This is a genomic window from Bacillus sp. BS1807G30, assembly GCF_040047675.1.
Taxonomy (GTDB): domain Bacteria; phylum Bacillota; class Bacilli; order Bacillales; family Bacillaceae; genus Bacillus; species Bacillus altitudinis.
In genome coordinates, this window is sequence record NZ_CP157353.1 from 1,723,996 (window position 1) to 1,742,381 (window position 18,386).

General features: G+C 40.3%; 16 protein-coding genes. 14 read left to right on the top strand and 2 right to left on the bottom strand.

The genetic code is table 11. The annotated features are described in order from the left end of the window. Nucleotides 1–66 precede the first annotated feature (66 nt). From ABG082_RS08785 to ABG082_RS08820, 8 genes are all read left to right on the top strand, one after another. Nucleotides 67–2,283 (top strand): RNA ligase, encoded by a 2,217-nt coding sequence (locus ABG082_RS08785; RefSeq protein WP_348936777.1) that lies wholly within the window; start codon nt 67–69, stop codon nt 2,281–2,283. Nucleotides 2,284–2,347: 64 nt separating this feature from the next. After that, nucleotides 2,348–3,058 carry a DUF421 domain-containing protein gene (locus ABG082_RS08790; RefSeq protein WP_342494723.1) on the top strand — a complete coding sequence of 237 codons (711 nt, stop codon included), beginning with the start codon at nt 2,348–2,350 and terminating at the stop codon, nt 3,056–3,058. 228 nt (nt 3,059–3,286) lie between these two features. After that, nucleotides 3,287–3,868 (top strand): TetR/AcrR family transcriptional regulator, encoded by a 582-nt coding sequence (locus tag ABG082_RS08795; RefSeq protein ID WP_007499369.1) that lies wholly within the window; start codon nt 3,287–3,289, stop codon nt 3,866–3,868. A gap of 21 nt (nt 3,869–3,889) precedes the next feature. Then, a complete protein-coding gene (locus ABG082_RS08800; RefSeq protein ID WP_348936778.1) occupies nt 3,890–7,033 on the top strand; it encodes a bifunctional cytochrome P450/NADPH--P450 reductase in 3,144 nt (1,047 codons plus the stop codon). A 387-nt stretch (nt 7,034–7,420) separates the two neighbouring features. Then, nucleotides 7,421–8,329 carry a trypsin-like serine protease gene (locus ABG082_RS08805; protein ID WP_008343827.1) on the top strand — a complete coding sequence of 303 codons (909 nt, stop codon included), beginning with the start codon at nt 7,421–7,423 and terminating at the stop codon, nt 8,327–8,329. Between the two features lie 146 nt (nt 8,330–8,475). Beyond that, nucleotides 8,476–10,470: a glycosyltransferase family 39 protein gene (locus ABG082_RS08810; protein ID WP_348936779.1), complete on the top strand. Its 1,995-nt coding sequence runs from the start codon at nt 8,476–8,478 to the stop codon at nt 10,468–10,470. A 227-nt stretch (nt 10,471–10,697) separates the two neighbouring features. Next, complete coding sequence (locus ABG082_RS08815) at nt 10,698–11,078, top strand: NucA/NucB deoxyribonuclease domain-containing protein (protein ID WP_224559893.1); 381 nt, start codon at nt 10,698–10,700, stop codon at nt 11,076–11,078. Nucleotides 11,079–11,221: 143 nt separating this feature from the next. Continuing rightward, entirely contained in the window at nt 11,222–12,070 is an 849-nt protein-coding gene (locus tag ABG082_RS08820) for an STAS domain-containing protein (RefSeq protein WP_348936780.1), read from the top strand. Nucleotides 12,071–12,104: 34 nt separating this feature from the next. On the opposite strand, the gene ABG082_RS08825 is transcribed toward ABG082_RS08820, so the two are convergent. Then, nucleotides 12,105–12,647 carry an IseA DL-endopeptidase inhibitor family protein gene (locus ABG082_RS08825; protein WP_008343822.1) on the bottom strand — a complete coding sequence of 181 codons (543 nt, stop codon included), beginning with the start codon at nt 12,645–12,647 and terminating at the stop codon, nt 12,105–12,107. A gap of 296 nt (nt 12,648–12,943) precedes the next feature. Here ABG082_RS08825 and ABG082_RS08830 point away from each other — a divergent pair, with 296 nt between their 5' ends. Next, a complete protein-coding gene (locus ABG082_RS08830; RefSeq protein ID WP_008343821.1) occupies nt 12,944–13,387 on the top strand; it encodes a hypothetical protein in 444 nt (147 codons plus the stop codon). Between the two features lie 47 nt (nt 13,388–13,434). Here the strand turns inward: ABG082_RS08830 and lexA are convergent, their stop codons facing one another. Then, on the bottom strand, nt 13,435–14,055 hold the full coding sequence (lexA, locus tag ABG082_RS08835; protein ID WP_035700932.1) for a transcriptional repressor LexA: 621 nt from the start codon (nt 14,053–14,055) through the stop codon (nt 13,435–13,437). 159 nt (nt 14,056–14,214) lie between these two features. On the opposite strand from lexA, the gene yneA reads away from it, so the two are divergent. The 5 genes from yneA to sirA all read left to right on the top strand — a co-directional run bounded on the left by yneA (nt 14,215) and on the right by sirA (nt 18,328). Further along, a complete protein-coding gene (gene yneA / locus ABG082_RS08840) occupies nt 14,215–14,526 on the top strand; it encodes a cell division suppressor protein YneA (protein ID WP_007499348.1) in 312 nt (103 codons plus the stop codon). Between the two features lie 17 nt (nt 14,527–14,543). Further along, entirely contained in the window at nt 14,544–15,191 is a 648-nt protein-coding gene (locus ABG082_RS08845) for a recombinase family protein (protein ID WP_019744126.1), read from the top strand. Between the two features lie 69 nt (nt 15,192–15,260). Then, nucleotides 15,261–15,491: a DUF896 domain-containing protein gene (locus ABG082_RS08850; protein WP_008343816.1), complete on the top strand. Its 231-nt coding sequence runs from the start codon at nt 15,261–15,263 to the stop codon at nt 15,489–15,491. Between the two features lie 188 nt (nt 15,492–15,679). Then, nucleotides 15,680–17,683 carry a transketolase gene (tkt, locus tag ABG082_RS08855; protein WP_019744127.1) on the top strand — a complete coding sequence of 668 codons (2,004 nt, stop codon included), beginning with the start codon at nt 15,680–15,682 and terminating at the stop codon, nt 17,681–17,683. A 198-nt stretch (nt 17,684–17,881) separates the two neighbouring features. Beyond that, entirely contained in the window at nt 17,882–18,328 is a 447-nt protein-coding gene (gene sirA / locus ABG082_RS08860; RefSeq protein ID WP_007499339.1) for a sporulation inhibitor of replication protein SirA, read from the top strand. Nucleotides 18,329–18,386 lie beyond the last annotated feature (58 nt).

An 18,386-nucleotide genomic window follows, 5' to 3' on the forward strand; every position in this document is an offset into this window, starting at 1 on the left:
AAGATTGAGATTTATCCATAATTTATCTATAATAGGTAAAATATCACTCATTAAAGGAGAACCATTATGAGAACTTTAGTCCTTTTACGAGGTCTCCCAGGTGCAGGTAAATCAACTTGGATCAAAGAACAAGGCTTAGAACCATATACATTATCAGCGGATCAGATCCGTCTGTTAACCCAGCCTCCGCAGTTATCAGTCAATGGGAAACCGGAAATTTCAAGCAAACATGATCATAAAGTCTGGTCTTTATTATTTGAACTCCTCACAGCCCGAATGGAACGAGGAGACTTTACTGTCATTGATGCAACACATGTCACAAGTAAGTCCATTTCGCAGTATAAGTCATTAGCTACTTCATATCGCTACAGAGTGTATGTCGTCGATTTTACGCAAGTGCCTCTTGAAACAGCCCTGCTGCATAATCGCAGTCGAGAGTCGCACAAAGTAGTGAAGGAATCTGTGTTATATCAAATGAATGAACGGTTAAAGACAGAGAAGGTGCCTTCATGGGTAACCGTTTTGACGCCTGAGGAATATCCAGCCATTATGACGTATCAGCCCAGGTCTTTTGATCAGTATGAGGCCATTCACGTCTTCGGTGATATTCACGGCTGTTACACAGCTCTAAATAATTATTTGCAAGGAGACTTGAAGGAAAACGAGCTTTATATCTTTGCAGGTGATTTGCTTGATAGAGGAATAGAAAACAAGGAAGTTTTAGAATGGATGCTGGCACATAGAGAATGCCGTAATGTGATCGTCATTGAAGGAAATCATGATCAGCATCTTTACAAATATGCACATGAAGATAAAGTGAGAAATAATATGTTTAACCGTCATACTGCGCCTGAAATTGCGGAAGCAGGTTTTGACCTAAAAGAATTAAGGAAGTTTGTCAGAACATTTCATCAGCTCACCTATTTTACGTATCATGGTCAGACATTTCTTGTCACTCATGGTGGGCTTGCCCATTTGCCAGAAGAGCTTCTGCATGTCTCAGCGCAGCAGCTTATTCATGGAGTAGGTGAATATTCAGATGACATTGACCACTTATTTGTGCAAAATACTTCTGGATTAGATATCATTCAAATTCACGGTCATCGCAATTTATATAGACTGCCTATCCAAGCGGCGGAAAGATCTTATAATCTCGAAGGTCAGGTTGAATTTGGCGGACAGCTGCGTGTGTTAAAAATCACAACAGGCGGGATTGAGACACATGAAATTGACAATCCTGTCTACAGAGCTTCTGAAAACAAGCAACCGGTCTTTGTTCAGCCCAATTTGACGCTGGATGATTTTTTAGCCCATTTAGATCAGCATGAATATGTACAGGAATTAAAGCTGCCACACGATATTTCATCTTTTAATTTCACCAAAAAAGCATTTAGTGAAAGACAATGGGATGAAATAAATGTCAAAGCAAGAGGGTTGTTTATCAATATGACTTCAAAGCAGATTGTGTCTAGAAGTTATAATAAGTTCTTTAATATTGATGAACGTCCTGAAACAAGAATGCACCATTTAGTGAATCATCTTCAATTTCCTGTGACGGTCTATGATAAAGCAAATGGATACTTAGGCACGGTTGGGTTTAACGACATAAAAGATGAACTGGTGTTTACGTCCAAATCGTATACGTCACATGTGAAGCAAAATCAGCATGCTGCTTGGGTCGAAGAGCTATTTTATGCGACCTTTGACGATGTGCAGGTCGATTACATCAAATCATACGTACGCGACAACCAGGTATCCCTTGTATTTGAAGTCATTTTGCCAGAGAAAGACCCGCATATTATCACATATGATCATGATCAACTCATTTTACTTGATATCGTGAAACGTCAGCTGAGCTATGAAAAAGAACCATTTGCTGAAGTGAAAAGGCTCAGTGAACAGCTTGGCATGCGGTGCAAACAGCAAGTGGCAGTGTTTCATGATTGGACCTCTTTCTATAAATGGTATCAATCTGTATCACATGATGACACAATCAAAGAAGAAGGTTATGTCATTGAGGATAACAGCGGCTTTATGACCAAGTTAAAGCTTCCTTATTATCAATTTTGGAAGCAAATGCGATCCATTAAACAGCGTGTTGCAGATAAGCGCTCCACCCAAAAATATATGCAGGCTTTGCAAACAGCAGAGCAAGCAAGATTTTATACATGGCTGCTCGAGCAAGATCCAGTAAACGTGAGAAACTGCTCAATCATTGAGCTGCGTTCACAATTTGAGCAAACGGAAGCGGGCCATTTGAATAATGACGGAATAAATGCATAGTCTAACAAAGAGTCTTTTCTAAAGAAAAGGCTTTTTTTCATGAAATCGAAAGGTGGAAGCTGAAATGCCAGATCACATTGAAGTCATTCTTCGAACCATATTTGCTTTTGCTATTTTATTCGGCGGTGCTCGTCTTCTTGGAAAGCAAACCATTGCGCAAATGAATATTTTTGATTTCATTGCAGCGATCAGTCTAGGTTCAATTGCAGCGAACCTGGCGTTTAATACTACGCTTCCGCTTCATCACACAACCATTTCTTTTGTGACTCTTGTGATCATTATTTTTGTCATTTCTTTGCTTGCTTTAAGAAGCCGGAAGATGAGAGGATTTATGGCCGGTAAACCAACGCTTGTCATTCAAAATGGCAAAATCCTTGAAGAGAATATGAAAGGAATGAGGTATACACTTGATTATTTAAATCAACAGCTCAGAGAAAAGAATGTGTTTGACATTAGTGAAGTTGAATTTGCAATGATTGAAACAGATGGGCATATGTCGGTGAAAAAATACCCTTCATTTGATTATGTCACGCGAAAAGATCTTAACCTGTGGATGCAGGCAGAGCGTTACATGCCCATTGAAGTCATTATGGACGGAAAGCTCATTTTGAAAAACCTTCATGAAAACCAATTAACGGAGCAGTGGATCTATGAAGAACTTCAAAAAAGGCAACTGTCTTTAAAAGACATTGTCTATGCGGTTCGTTCAAGTAATGGCAGTTTATATATTGATACATATGACGATCACATCGATTCTCCAATTGACCAAGAATGAACATATAGTACAGACGACACCCGCGCGTCACAAAAATGCCAATGTTTATAAGTCGTTTGGATGTCATCTATCTAGGTATCATTTCTCAATTATTATTATTTTCAGAAAATGTGATGACGGATAAAAATAAGTATGTTTAAGTATAAATAGAAGAATTTAAAATATTAATATAATATACATCAAGCGGAATGAACATTCATTCCTAATGAAACGAAAGGAGAGGATGAAATGCCCGCAGCAACTACTGATAAACAGGAGCAGATTATGAAGGCTTCTCTGGACTTATTTATTGAACGGGGCTTTGACGGTACAACGATGCCGATGATTTCGAAAAGAGCCAACGTTGGAGCAGGAACTATTTATCGTTATTTTGATAGTAAAGAAGCTCTTGTGAACATTTTATACCAGCGAAGCCTGACTGCATTTATCGACAAGGTGAATACAAACAGTCCAGACCCTAAAGCAAGCATCAGGGCTTATTTCAAACATGTCTTTTATTGCTTAGTGCTCTTTACAAAAGAGAATCCAAGTGGTTTGTACTTCTTAGAAATTGACAAACGCTCACACTATTTAGATGAGACAAGTAAAGAGAAGATGCAGCAGCTATTAAATGAGCTATTTCATATTTTTGAAGAAGGCAAAAAGGATGGAATTCATCCAAATCTTTCAGGGAGAACAATTTTATCCATTGTATTTGGAGCGTTCGTTCAGCTTCATAAACAGATTCTAGCAGAGGAAATTGAGCCAACGATTGAATTTTTAGAAGATATTGAGCAATGCTTATGGCGTGCCATTAGCGTTGCATCATAAAGAAATAAAGGGAGTGGGCACATGCAACAAACATCAATCATTCCAAAACCGAAAACATATGGACCTTTTAAAAATATCCCTCATATCAAAAAGGGAGAGCTTTCTCAAAGCTTTTGGCGGCTGGCAGATGAATTGGGGCCGATCTTTCAGTTTGAATTTTCAAAAGCAACAAGTATTTTTGTTTCCAGCCATGAACTTGCCAAAGAAGTATTTGATGAGAGGCGTTTTGATAAATTCATTGGAAGCAGTCTCAATAAAGTGAGAACTTTTTCAGGGGATGGGTTATTCACAAGTTGGACAGAAGAGCCGAACTGGAGAAAGGCTCATCACATCTTGATGCCGGCGTTTAGCCAGCAGGCCATGAAGGGGTATCATGAGATGATGCTCGATATTGCCACACAGCTTGTACAAAAATGGCAAAGAACGGGCCGTGATGAAGAAATTGAAGTAGCAGAGGATATGACAAAGCTCACTTTAGATACGATCGGGCTATGTGGTTTTGATTTTCGATTTAACAGCTTTTATAAAGAAAATCAGCATCCATTTATTGAAAGCATGCTGAATGGTTTAAATGAAGCGATGGATCAAGCAAGCAGATTGTCGGTCGCAGATAAATTAATGATCAAAAGAAGAAAAGAATTTGAACAAGATGTTGATTTTATGAAGCAATTAGTAGATGACATCATTCAAGAACGGAAAAAACAAGATAAAACGGGCAATGATTTACTGTCTCTCATGCTACATGCAAAGGATCCTGAAACAGGTGAACGCCTGTCAGATGAAAATATTCGTTATCAAATCATTACCTTCTTAATAGCGGGTCATGAAACAACAAGCGGATTGTTGTCATTTGCGATTTATTTTTTACTAAAAAATCCAGACAAATTAAAAAAAGCCGTACAAGAAGCAGACGACGTGCTACAAGGCGGCCTGCCGACATTTAAGCAGGTTCAAAAACTAAGTTATACGCGTATGGTCTTAAATGAAGCACTTCGCCTCTGGCCGACGGCGCCTACGTTCTCTCTTTATGCGAAAGAGGATACAGTCATTGGAGGAAAATATCCGATCAAAAAAAATCAAAGTGTCAATGTGCTGCTTCCTAAATTACATCGGGATCAAGCGGTTTGGGGGGAGGATGCAGAAGAATTCAAGCCTGAACGTTTTATGCATCCTGAAAAGATTCCACAGCATGCCTATAAACCGTTCGGAAATGGCCAGCGTGCATGTATTGGGATGCAATTTGCCCTTCATGAAGCCACGATGGTTCTGGCGATGGTTCTGCACAACCTTGAATTGATTGACCATACGTCGTATGAACTGGATTTAAAAGAATCCCTGACAATTAAACCGAACGATTTTAAAATCAAAGTACGGCCAAGAAAGCAGCAATTCTTTATGGCGCCTCCGAAAGAAGAACCAAAAAAAAGCACGGCATCTGCTGAAGCAAAAATAGCGAGTCATGGAACACCGCTATTGGTCTTGTACGGATCAAATCTGGGCACAGCAAAGCAGATGGCAAACGAATTTGCTGAAGACGGGAAAGCAAAAGGGTTTGACGTGACAACGGCACCGCTTGATGATTATACTCGAAAGTTACCAGAGTCAGGCGCAGTTTTAATTGTAACGGCTTCATACAATGGTCATCCGCCTGACCATGCGAAACAGTTTGTGGATTGGGTGACGCAGGATGAGGAGCAGGATCTATCAAACGTGACATTTGCAGTCTTTGGGTGCGGGGATCGAAATTGGGCGAGCACGTATCAGCGTATTCCTCGTCTGATTGATGAAGCACTTGAAAGAAAAGGGGCAAAGCGTGTAACGGATATTGGTGAAGGCGATGCGGGCGGTGATATGGATGAAGATAAAGAAACATTCCAGAAAACAGTCTTCGATGAGCTTGCAAAAGAATTCAATTTAACCTTGCAGGAGAAACGCCAAGAAAAGCCAAACCTATCCATTGCATATACGAATGAGCTAGTGGAACGTCCTGTAGCTAAAACATACGGTGCCTTTTCAGCTGTTGTATTGAAAAATCAAGAATTACAATCTGAAAAAAGTACCCGCCAAACAAGGCATATCGAACTTCAATTACCCGAAGGCAAGCATTATAAAGAAGGAGATCATATCGGAATCGTGCCAAAAAATAGTGCAACACTCGTTCAGCGAGTGACCGATCGTTTTAAGCTGGATCCAGAGCAGCACATGATACTCTCTTCGGAAAAAGAATCAAGTCATTTACCATTAAATCAGCCAATTCAAGTCGAAGAATTGCTGGCGTCACATGTAGAGCTGCAAGAGCCTGTGACACGTACTCAGCTAAGAGATCTTGCAAAATATACGGTATGCCCACCTCATCGTATTGAACTTGAACAAATGGCGGGAGAAACTTATCAAGAAGCTGTATTAAAGAAGCGTGTGACCATGCTGGATTTACTAGAGCAATACGAAGCGTGTGAACTGCCATTTGATCATTTCTTAGCCCTTTTACCAGGATTGAAGCCTCGTTATTACTCGATCTCCAGTTCGCCAAAGGTAGATGAAAAGAGGCTTAGTATCACAGTAGCTGTTGTGAAAGGAAAATCATGGAGCGGACGCGGTGAATACGCAGGCGTCGCATCAAACTATTTATGCGGACTGCAAGAAGGAGATGAAGTGGCCTGCTTCCTTCATGAAGCTCAAGCAGGATTCGAATTGCCGCCTTCTCCTGAAATACCAATGATCATGATTGGACCAGGAACAGGTATCGCCCCGTTTAGAGGGTTCATTCAGGCAAGGGAAGCATGGCAAAATGAAGCGAAGCCGTTAGGTGAAGCCCATCTTTATTTTGGCTGCCGCCACCCGCATGAAGATGATCTGTATTATGACGAAATGCAGCTTGCAGAACAAAAAGGAGTCGTCACCATCCACCGTGCTTACTCTCGCTACGAGGAGCAAAAAGTGTATGTCCAGCACTTCATTAAAAATGATGGAGCCAAGCTCATTGAATTGCTCGACAAAGGCGCCTACCTTTATATTTGCGGGGATGGAAAGGTCATGGCACCAGATGTCGAGGCAACACTTATTGAACTGTATCAGACTGAGAAACAGTGTGCGAAAGAAACAGCTGAACAATGGTTGACATCTCTAGCCAATGACAACAGATATGTAAAAGATGTATGGAGCTGATCATGTTGCAACCGCCACTTTGGCGGTTTTCAGCATGTAGACAAACCCTCGCATTCTTTGTCAGTCCTGCGTGCTGGTGCTCACGAATGTGAAATTCGCTCCGCTCCAGTACTCGTCCTTCCTAGGGCTGCAAAGGTTTTCTATCACACTGAAAAGAAGACAAAGGGCTAAAATAAATCACATTTTAGCCCTTTGTCAACAATCTTGAAACCGCAAATTGGCGGTTTTTTCTGTTTTCAAAGAGAGATCGCTAGAATAAATATTTGGAAGATACAAAACACCCAATTCACAAATGAAATATTTTGTAAAAAATAAGAATATTCTCTCATTTACTCCAATATGAAACAATCGTATCATTTTTGATATAGGACATAAAGGAGGAATATGATGAAAAAGGTGAAAAAATTAATCCCTTCTCTACTCGTTTTTGGTGCTTTAAGTGTGCCTAGTTTTGCCCATGCAGCATCTGATTCAGTACTTACGTCTGACTATGACATGGTGACTTCTGACGGAAAGGTGATTTCTTCAGCTGACTTCCACAACGATATGAAAACCCCCTCATCCTTTGACAAAGTGGATGATCTCTCTTCTACTATTGGCGAAAAAGTAAAACCACTCACAAAATATTTAAAAGACTTTCAAACAAAAGTAGTCATTGGAGACGATGGTAGAACAAAAGTGACGAATACAAGAGTAGCCCCCTATAATTCTATTGCTTATATTACATTTGGCGGATCTAGCTGCACCGGAACACTCATTGCTCCAAACAAAATATTGACAAACGGACACTGCGTCTACAATACAGCCACAAGAAGCTATAGTGCAAAAGGGTCTGTCTACCCAGGCATGAATGACAGCACGGCCGTGAACGGCTCAGCAAACATGACCGAATTCTATGTACCAAGCGGATATATCAACACGGGGGCGAGTCAATATGATTTTGCCGTCATTAAAACAGATACGAACATTGGAAATACGGTCGGCTACCGCTCTATTCGTCAAGTGACAAATCTAACAGGTACAACGATTAAAATTTCTGGATATCCAGGTGATAAAATGAGATCGACTGGCAAAGTGTCACAATGGGAAATGTCAGGTCCAGTCACGAGAGAAGATACGAATCTCGCATACTATACGATCGATACATTTAGCGGAAACTCTGGCTCTGCGATGCTAGATCAGAACCAACAAATCGTCGGGGTCCATAATGCGGGTTATTCAAACGGAACGATCAACGGTGGACCAAAAGCGACTGCTGCTTTTGTTGAATTTATCAACTATGCGAAGGCGCAATAAAAAATAGGGCATTCAGCTTGTTTCCTTTACAGGGGACAGGCTTTTTTTATCGTCAAATGCAGAAAAGTTTCTTTTTTTGTTCATCACTATTTCATATTTAAAAGCTATGCTGAATGAAATAAATGAAAAAGAAAGAAGAGATATGAGTGAAAAATAAAAAAATAGATATGATATTGTTGTTGATTTTACTGATCGCAGCTTTTCTCTACACCTATCAAATTTGGCAGAATGACAGTGCCAATCAATATTATTTAGCTGCAGTCAAAAGTATGTCCAAAAGCTTCCATCACTTTTTTTATGCCTCGTTTGATGCAACTGGATTCGTATCAATTGATAAACCACCCGTCGTTTTATGGATTCAAACCATCAGTGCACTTATTTTTGGCTTTCATACATGGAGTGTGATATTGCCGCAGGCACTTGCTGGAGTGGGGTCTGTTCTTCTTCTTTATCTCATGATAAAACCGGCTTTCGGTCAAGGTGCTGCAAGGGTGTCAGCGGCCGTTATGGCTCTCACACCAATTGCCGCAGCTGTGAGCAGAACGAACAATATCGACAGTATGCTCGTCTTCACATTACTTGCGGGTACGTATTTCTTGATGCGTGCTGTAAAAAGAGGGAAGTTGCGCTGGCTTCTTATTGCATTCGCTTTGGTAGCGGTAGGATTTAATATGAAGATGCTGCAAGCGTTTATGGTCGTTCCAGCATTTATTTTCTACTATTTCATTGCTGCTCGCGTACCGTTAAAAAAGAAAATTTTCTCTCTCTTATGCTCGATCGTCGTATTAGTCTGCTTATCTCTATCGTGGGCAGTTGCTGTAGATATGACAGCTGAAAGTGAGCGCCCTTATGTGGGAAGCAGCCAAACAAATTCAGTGTTAGAACTTGCCTTTGGTTATAACGGCACGGAACGGCTGCTTGGTCAGACGACAGGGAAATCCTTTGGAGACATGAACCAGCAAGCAGGTATGGTGATGCCAGACAATTCTGGATTAGGGAATTCGTCAGAGAATCAGTCAAACAGAAATCAGCCGCCTCCATCCCAAAATCAAATGATGCCACCTCAACATGGTCCAGGTGGTGGTTCACCGCCTGGAAGTGCTGTAGGTCAACAAAGTATGAATATGTATGGCACGGGGAATCCCGGTATATTTCGTTTATTTCAATCTGCATTGTCAGGTCAAATCAGCTGGATGCTGCCGTTTGCTTTGTTTGGGCTTTTAGGGATGATCATCAGTTGGTGGAAGGAGAGAAAAGCTCAATTAAATGAATGGAAACAAACGATGTTTTGGACAGCATGGCTGATTCCTGCTGCCGGATTCTTTAGTATTGCGGGTTTCTTTCACCATTACTATCTCATTATGCTTGCCCCGCCTATTGCAGCACTATGCGGCATAGGAGCTAAGAAGATGGGAGAGTTATTTAAGGCAAACAAAGGAGTATCTGCGTATTTGCTTCCAGCAGCAATCGCTGTTACAGCCATCTTCCAAGGGTATATTTTGAGTAACTATACGACTCAAATCAGTAGTATTTGGATGTATGCCATTGCGATTGCGGGAACAAGTATCGCTATCCTATTGCTGATGTACAGAGAAAAACAATTGATCATGAAACGACTGCTCATCACTGCTTTGACAACGCTGTTACTGTTTCCGGGTTTTTGGTCCGCCACCCCAATCATATATGGTGGAAATGCTGTTCTTCCAGAAGCAGGTGTACAGCTGGCTAGTTCACGAGGAGGGAACATGTTTACATCTAGTGTCGATCAAGGCTTACTCACTTATTTAAAGGCTCATCAAACAGGTGAAACGTATTTATTTGCAACGCTTACGACTGTTACCGCAGCGCCATATATCATTGATGAAGATGAGAATGTCATGGCTTTAGGCGGTTTTAATGGGACAGATCCTATTTTGACTGTCAACAAATTAAAAGCACTTATTCAACAAGGAAAGGTGAAATACTTTTTATTACCAGACAATCAGTCATCAGCTAACAGCAAATTGGTTAGCTGGATTAAATCACATGGTACAGTCATCTCATCTGAAGAATATAAACGATCCTCATCAGCTGAAGAGGGGATGCCGTCCGAGATGTCTTCACAAAACGAAACATTATATAGAGTAGATGAAATATCTTAAGTAGAACAAGGCGAATGATGAAGAGATCATTCGTTTTTTCTTATGGATCAGTATCTAGGGAGATTCAGCTCATGTTTTTCACATGTCATCACGCAGCCACTCATACATTAAAAATGACTCATTCCCTTCAAGTCAACATCATTTCATCAAAAGTATGAGGAGGTCACGAGCTTTTGAAGATGAGAAAGGGCTGGATCGCTGCTGTCGTTCTTTGTTTTGTCATTTGGATGGGTGCGTTATTAGGTGGTTTTGGAGAGGATCGTTCCGCAAAAGGGGCAGATCGTTATGATCATGTGATTCAATTTCCTAAGGAACGGTATCCTGAAACAGGCAGTCATATTCAAGAAGCTATTCGAAAAGGGCACTCAGACGTGTGTACCATTGACCGAAATGGGGCAGATGCCCGCAGGCAAGAATCATTAAAAGGAATTCCCACAAAACCTGGTTTTGACCGGGATGAATGGCCGATGGCGGTGTGTCTTGAAGGAGGAAAGGGGGCGAGCGTTCAATATGTCAGTCCATCAGATAATAGAGGCGCTGGTTCATGGGTCGGGCATCAAATCAGTGGGTATCCTGACGGGAAACGAATTTTATTTATTGTCAAATAAACATAGACAAGAGGCTCCTTGAGAGGGGCTCTTTTTGTTCAACAGGAGCGTATTCGAGCTAGCAGGTACAAAAGATTCAGTGGTACAATCAATCCATCAGGTACAAAGACTGACAAGTAGAAAATGTGAAGGGACATATGCTTATGGAAAAGAACCGTGCATTATACGATTTTTTCATGCAACATGCAGAGAAACTGACTGAAACATGGTATGAATCAATTGAGGATGATGATCCAGAATCCATTTATCGTTCAACAGATTCCAGCATCATAGCAGAGCTAAAACGGCAAAATCAAGATTATTATCAGCATTTTATACGCGCACTTATTGAAGACAAGACGTATTTACATACGAAATTTAAAAAATGGTCTGAAGACTTAGCAAGTGATCCGAAGCACTTAAACACGCCATTAGATTACGTCGTGAGAGAATATATGTCCAATCAAAGAGTAGTTCTTCATTACTTAAAAGAGTTTATAAAACAGCATCAAGGTGATATTGACATTGACCGAATATTTTATTGGTATGATTTGATATCTGAGGCATTTAACATTTCAATTCATGTCTTTATTCAGCAATATGTGAAAAATACCACCAAAAAACTCGTTGCACAAAGAGACATGATTTATGAGTTGAGTTCCCCAGTCATTGTGTTAAAAAGTCATGTTGCCTTATTGCCTTTAGTTGGAGATATTGACACTGCGCGAGCAAAGATTATCTTAGAAAATACATTAAAACAGTGTTCGCAAAAAAGTGTTCAACATTTATGTATTGATTTATCGGGTGTCGTCATCATTGATACGATGGTAGCACATCAAATCTTTGATCTTGTCACGTCACTTCGGTTAATCGGGGTTGATACGACCATTTCAGGTATTAGACCAGAAATTGCTCAAACGGCTGTACAGCTTGGACTTCCTTTTAATGAATTTCAAACGGCTTCATCACTTGCTCACGCTTTAGATCGTATGACTGAATTTTCACCAATATAAAAAACCAGGCCTAGTAAACGGCCTGGTTTTTTATTTAGATCACAGCGTCAATTTTTGTTACTTTCCAATCCTTTTGTACTTTCTCGAAAGTGACAGTACGTTTTACCTTGCGTCCATCAAGTGTTGGGACTGTGAATTCGTATGTGCGGATTGTATTTTTCTTAGAGACGAGTTTAGGTGTTGCCTTATCCCAATTAAGCATATTGTCTCCGTCACCAACTGGCACAGCCATTTTTCCTTTATGAACGATGAACTGATAGTCTTTTAAACCGTGAGTAATGGCATCTTTTGTGAACACTTGAGATAGATAGCTGTTTAGTTTTTTCTTTGTATCAAATGTGTTAGACAGGTAGTTGTAAGTCATGTCTTTATAAGTAAATGATTTTAATTTGTAATCTGAATGCTCTTTAATGTTGTAGCCTGACATAGCACTCCAAAAGTGTTCTCTTGCATCAAGGGCAATATGTAACGCTTCTTTATTTGTCAAAGCGGCTGATTTTTTGGAAGCGGCCAGTGTTGTTGTTTGTAATGAGATCATAAGCATAATAGCGGTTAATAAAACAAATAATTTTTTCAAGGCGATTGCCTCCTTTTCTCAATGAAAACTTCTTATGTTACAAATGTTACAATAGTTACAGAGATATTACAAGTGTTAAATCTAAATGTTTTTTATTTCTTTTCTTTCTATCTATATAACGTTTGAGGGAGACAAAAAGTTTTCATTTTTTTATTTTTTTCTTCCTCATTAGTATTTAACCGTTCTAAAGAAGAATAAAACGTCTTTTGGAAAGATTTCTATTTGTCTCCTCAACACTCTTTTTTTATGTATGACATATACTGTCGTGATGAATGTCTAAGAAAGTGGTGTTTAGTATGTATAATCCATATGAAGGTACGTGGAATGGGTACTTGTACGATCGGCAGGTACAAAGCATGCCGGCGTTTCCTATTTCTCAAGTTGGAGGATTTCCCGGCTTGCCATTCGGAGGGACTGGGCAAGGGCAAGGTGCAGGAGGACAATCGGTCCCGCCAGCCCCGCCGCAGCATATCATCTCGCAATATCAACAAGCAGTCTCTCAGCCTCAAAGCATGCAGCCGCTCATTGCAGGGCAGAGTGTAGGCGGAAGCCAGCAAACGGTTCAATTTGCAGCTGGATGTAATAGAAGGTGGACCATTGTGTTCCTTAGAAACGGTCAAGTATTTCTCATGTATGTTCTTTCGTCGCAGCCTTTTGGCCGTACAACAGGTTTCATATGGCCGAACTTTACATTCGGCTCGTTCCCAAGCTCCAGTATTCTTGCATATTCTTGTTCATAAAAGAAAAAGCCGGCTCTCATCAGCAGTTGATGAAATACCGGCTTTTTTTAATGAATATTTCTAAATACGCCAATCACTTTACCTAGTATACTCACATTCTGTAAAATAATCGGTTCCATTGATGGATTCTCGGGCTGTAATCTAAAGTGTGTATCTTCCTTATAAAAACGTTTCACTGTTGCTTCATCTTCTTCTGTCATAGCCACCACGATATCTCCATTGTTGGCAGTGCTTTGCTGACGCACAATAACGTAGTCTTTGTCCAAAATACCTGCATCGATCATACTTTCTCCCATAATTTCAAGCATAAATACTTGTTCATCTGGCGCTGCAAAAGTTTCTGGAAGTGGGAAATATTCTTCTACATTCTCAACAGCCGTGATAGGCAAGCCTGCTGTGACTTTTCCGATGACTGGAACATTCATTACAGTGCTCTTTGGAATATTCATTTCCTCTTCATCTAGTACTTCGATCGCTCTAGGTTTTGTTGGGTCTCTTCTAATTAAACCTTTCGTTTCTAGTCTAGCTAAATGTCCATGGACAGTTGAACTTGATGCTAGACCGACAGCTTCGCCAATTTCACGAACGGATGGGGGATAACCCTTGCTTTTTACTTCTTCTTTTATGAATTTCAGGATATCGAGTTGTCTTTTTGATAGCTTCGTCATCTTTTGCACCTCAAAACGTCAATTTTAAAGAAATTATAGCATGTTTTTCCTAACAGTACAAACATAGGTTCGAAAAAAACGTTTGACAGAAACGTTTGTTCGTATTTATAATGGGTGACAGAAAGAACGAACACACATTCTATTAGGAGAGATGACATTATGAGGTTAAAGGAATCTATTATTTTTATTGGGCTATTCTCATTCATCGTTGGCATATTTCTCTCACTTATTGCAGTCACTAGCCATAATGATCCAAATCAATATGTTAAAATAGAGGTTCAATCAGGTGATACTCTTTGGGGATTAGCTGACCAAGTAAACGACAGTAAATCAATCGATAAAAATGCTTTTATTGACTGGGTAACTGAACACAATGATCTCGCTTCAACTGACATTCAGCCTGGAGATATCCTTGTCATTCCAGTTAAAAAAGAGCATCCAGTCGTATATCAACTTGCAACAGTACAGTAGAAAGGTCGATTGAAGACATGAATGCAATCATTTATGCGAGAGTAAGTACTGCCAAAGAAGAGCAAGAAACCTCGCTTACAAGACAAGAAGAAGAACTGCTTGCTTTAGCCGCAGCGCACAAGATGAATGTAGTCAAAGTGATTAAAGAAAAAGCGAGTGGATACGATCTTGATCGTGACGGTGTTTTTGACATGCTGGCTGCGCTGAAAGAGGAAGAAATCGATGCTGTTCTCATTCAAGATGAGACACGCCTTGGAAGAGGGCAGGCGAAAATCGCTCTTCTTCATTGTCTGTTTAAAGAAAAAGTCAAGGTGTACAGCGTATTTCATAGAGGAGAGCTTGAGCTTTCAGAAGCAGACGAGATGGTCATTGAAATTGTAGGCGTTGTAGAAGAGTATCAGCGGAAAATTCATAATTTGAAAATTAAGCGTGGGATGAAAAAAGCTGTTGAGCGAGGGTATCAACCCGAACTGAATTTAAAACACCAAGAACAGGCGCCTGGCCGCGAACGTATTGAAGTACCGATTTCTGAAATTGTTCGATTAAGAAAAAACAACATGACATTCGCTGAAATTGCGGTGACATTGCAGGCACTTGGTTTTGATATTTCAAAAGCAACCGTCCATAGAAGGTACCAAGAATATGAAAAAGGGCTTGCGACTTAAAGCGTGATTTGTTGTAAAAATGACTGATATTTAGTAGTATGTAGAGAAAATGTTTTAAAGGAGTTTGTCATGATTTCTAAAGAACAGCTTGCAAGAATCAATGAGCTTTCAAAAAAGTCGAAAGAGGCCGGTTTGTCGGACGCTGAGAAAACAGAACAGAAGCAATTAAGAGAGGAATATTTAAAGGCTTTTCGTTCTTCTATGAAAAATACACTCAAAACCGTGAAAATCGTCGATCCAGAAGGAAACGATGTCACACCAGAAAAATTAAAAAGAGAAAGAGACCAGAATCTTCATTAAAGGTCGTCATTTCTTTATTTTTGAAAAGATGGGAGGAATATTCTCATCTTTTTTCATATTTGCATAAGTTTTTAGGTGATCGATAAACTAAATGTGACAAAATCCTTCTTTTTCGGCGTGAAATAGTTGTGAAAAAAGGACAGTAGATTTATGATAATGGTGTACACAAGATACGGAAGGGGATTTATATGGAAACGATTGAATTGAAATCTATTGCAACAATACGTACTCTCTCCATAGACGCAATTGAAAAAGCGAATTCCGGTCACCCTGGAATGCCGATGGGCGCTGCACCAATGGCATACGCTTTATGGACGAATCACTTAAACGTAAGTCCGCAAAATCCAAATTGGTTTAACAGAGACCGTTTTGTGTTATCTGCGGGACATGGCTCTATGCTTTTATATAGCATGCTTCATTTAAGCGGATACAATCTGAGCATCGAAGATTTAAAACAATTCCGCCAATGGGGAAGCAAAACACCTGGACATCCTGAGTTTGGACATACAGAGGGCGTAGATGCGACAACAGGTCCTTTAGGACAAGGGATTGCGATGGCTGTTGGAATGGCACTTGCAGAAAGACATCTTGCAGAAACGTATAACAAAGACAATTTTAATGTTGTGGATCACTATACATACAGCATTTGCGGAGATGGAGACTTAATGGAGGGCATTTCCTCTGAAGCTGCTTCACTTGCTGGTCATTTAGGCTTAGGCCGTTTAATTGTTCTTTATGATTCAAACGACATTTCTTTAGATGGCGACCTTGATCGTTCTTTCTCTGAAAATGTGAAGAATCGTTTTGAAGCGATGAATTGGGAAGTTCTTTATGTAAAAGACGGCAATAACATTGAAGAAGTGACGGCTGCCATTGAAAAAGCCAAACAAAGTACAGACAAACCTACACTTATTGAAGTGAAGACGACAATCGGTTTCGGTTCTCCAAACCGTGCGGGAACGTCTGGGGTGCACGGTGCACCGCTTGGCAGTGAGGAAGCGAAGCTAACGAAGGAAGCTTATTCTTGGACGTTTGAAGAAGATTTCCATGTACCTTCTGAAGTGTACGATCATTTCAAAACAGCTGTTAAAGACGCTGGACAGAAAAAAGAATCAGCGTGGAATGAACTGTTTGAGCAATATGAAAAAGAATATCCAGAACTGGCAGCTCAGCTGAAGCTTGCGATTGAAGGAAAACTTCCTGAGAATTGGGATCAAGAAGTTCCTGTTTATGAAGCAGGTTCAAGCCTTGCCTCTCGTGCTTCTTCTGGAGAAGTATTAAATGGCATTGCAAAGCAAGTACCATTCTTTATTGGTGGGTCTGCTGACCTTGCTGGATCAAATAAAACAACAATCAAAGATACAAGTGACTTTGGTAGAGAGAATTATGCTGGCAGAAACATTTGGTTTGGTGTGAGAGAATTCGCAATGGGTGCAGCATTAAACGGTATGGCACTTCACGGCGGACTTCGTGTATTCGGCGGAACATTCTTTGTTTTCTCAGACTACTTAAGACCTGCCATTCGTCTTGCTGCATTAATGGGACTTCCTGTCACTTATGTATTTACGCATGACAGCATTGCGGTTGGGGAAGATGGACCAACGCATGAGCCAGTTGAACAGCTCGCTTCATTACGTGCGATGCCTAACCTTTCTGTTATTCGTCCAGCTGATGGAAACGAAACAGCTGCAGCATGGAAAATTGCTGTATCTTCAACGAATAAACCGACAGCGCTTGTTCTTACTCGTCAAAACCTTCCAACGATTGATCAATCACCAGAGAAGGCGTATGAAGGCGTAGAAAAAGGTGGATATGTCGTCGTTGAAGCAGCTGATGCACAGCCAGAAGCTCTTCTACTTGCTTCAGGATCTGAAGTAGGTTTAGCCATTGAAGCGCAAAAAGCACTTGAAAAAGAAGGCATTCGCGTTTCTGTCGTGAGCTTACCTGCATGGGATCGCTTTGATGAGCAGTCAGACGAATACAAAGAGTCCGTTCTTCCTAAAGCAGTGAGAGCACGTGTTGCAATCGAAATGGGTGCTTCACTTGGCTGGGAACGATACACTGGCCTTGATGGCGATGTGATTGCGATTGATAAATTTGGCGCTTCTGCACCAGGCGAAACCATTATTGAAAAATACGGTTTCACTGTCAGCAACGTGGTGAGCCGCGTAAAAGCAAAGCTGAATAAATAATCAGTCTCCAAGCATCATGCTTTTTTGCAGTCGGTTTGCAGAGCTTTTCACTATGCTCTGCAAACTTTTTTCTTTTTTCTTGTTTTTTTGACAAAACTAGTTTCTTCTTGCTTCATATATAGACAATTCTTTCTTTCACATTTTTGTATAATACAAGCAATAAGCGAGATTGACGAAATGTGAAAGGAAGGGATAGACATGGAACGCCATTATTATATTTATTGGATTGAGGATGAGTTTGCTCATCATTATTTTGGTAGAGAATCTATTTTGTTTCATTTGTTTGAATCGTTACACTGGACGAACCGCAGTGATGACGAATTAGTCATGCTTGTTAAGCAAGTGGATTATGTAACGAAACGAATCCCTGCTTTTCATATGCACCAGCGTTTAATGAACAATTTAACCAACATTCACTATACACAAATAGGCTCAATATACAGTGCATCGCTGCCAGATGGAAAAGGCACAGCCGCATTCATTATAAAAGACCGTTACATTCAAATGTCTGCCACAGGCAGTTATGAGGCAGAAGCGGTGTTTTTTGAAGTACTAAGAAAAATTAGTCCTTGTTTCCTGGCTATGGACTTTGGATCAAAGAAGCACGGGTGGCTCAATCCGGTAAAAGTGAGGAATTTTGTTTAAAAAAATAAAATTGAACGTGAAATGTTGTATAATAGCCTTTTGTTTAGTACACTTTATA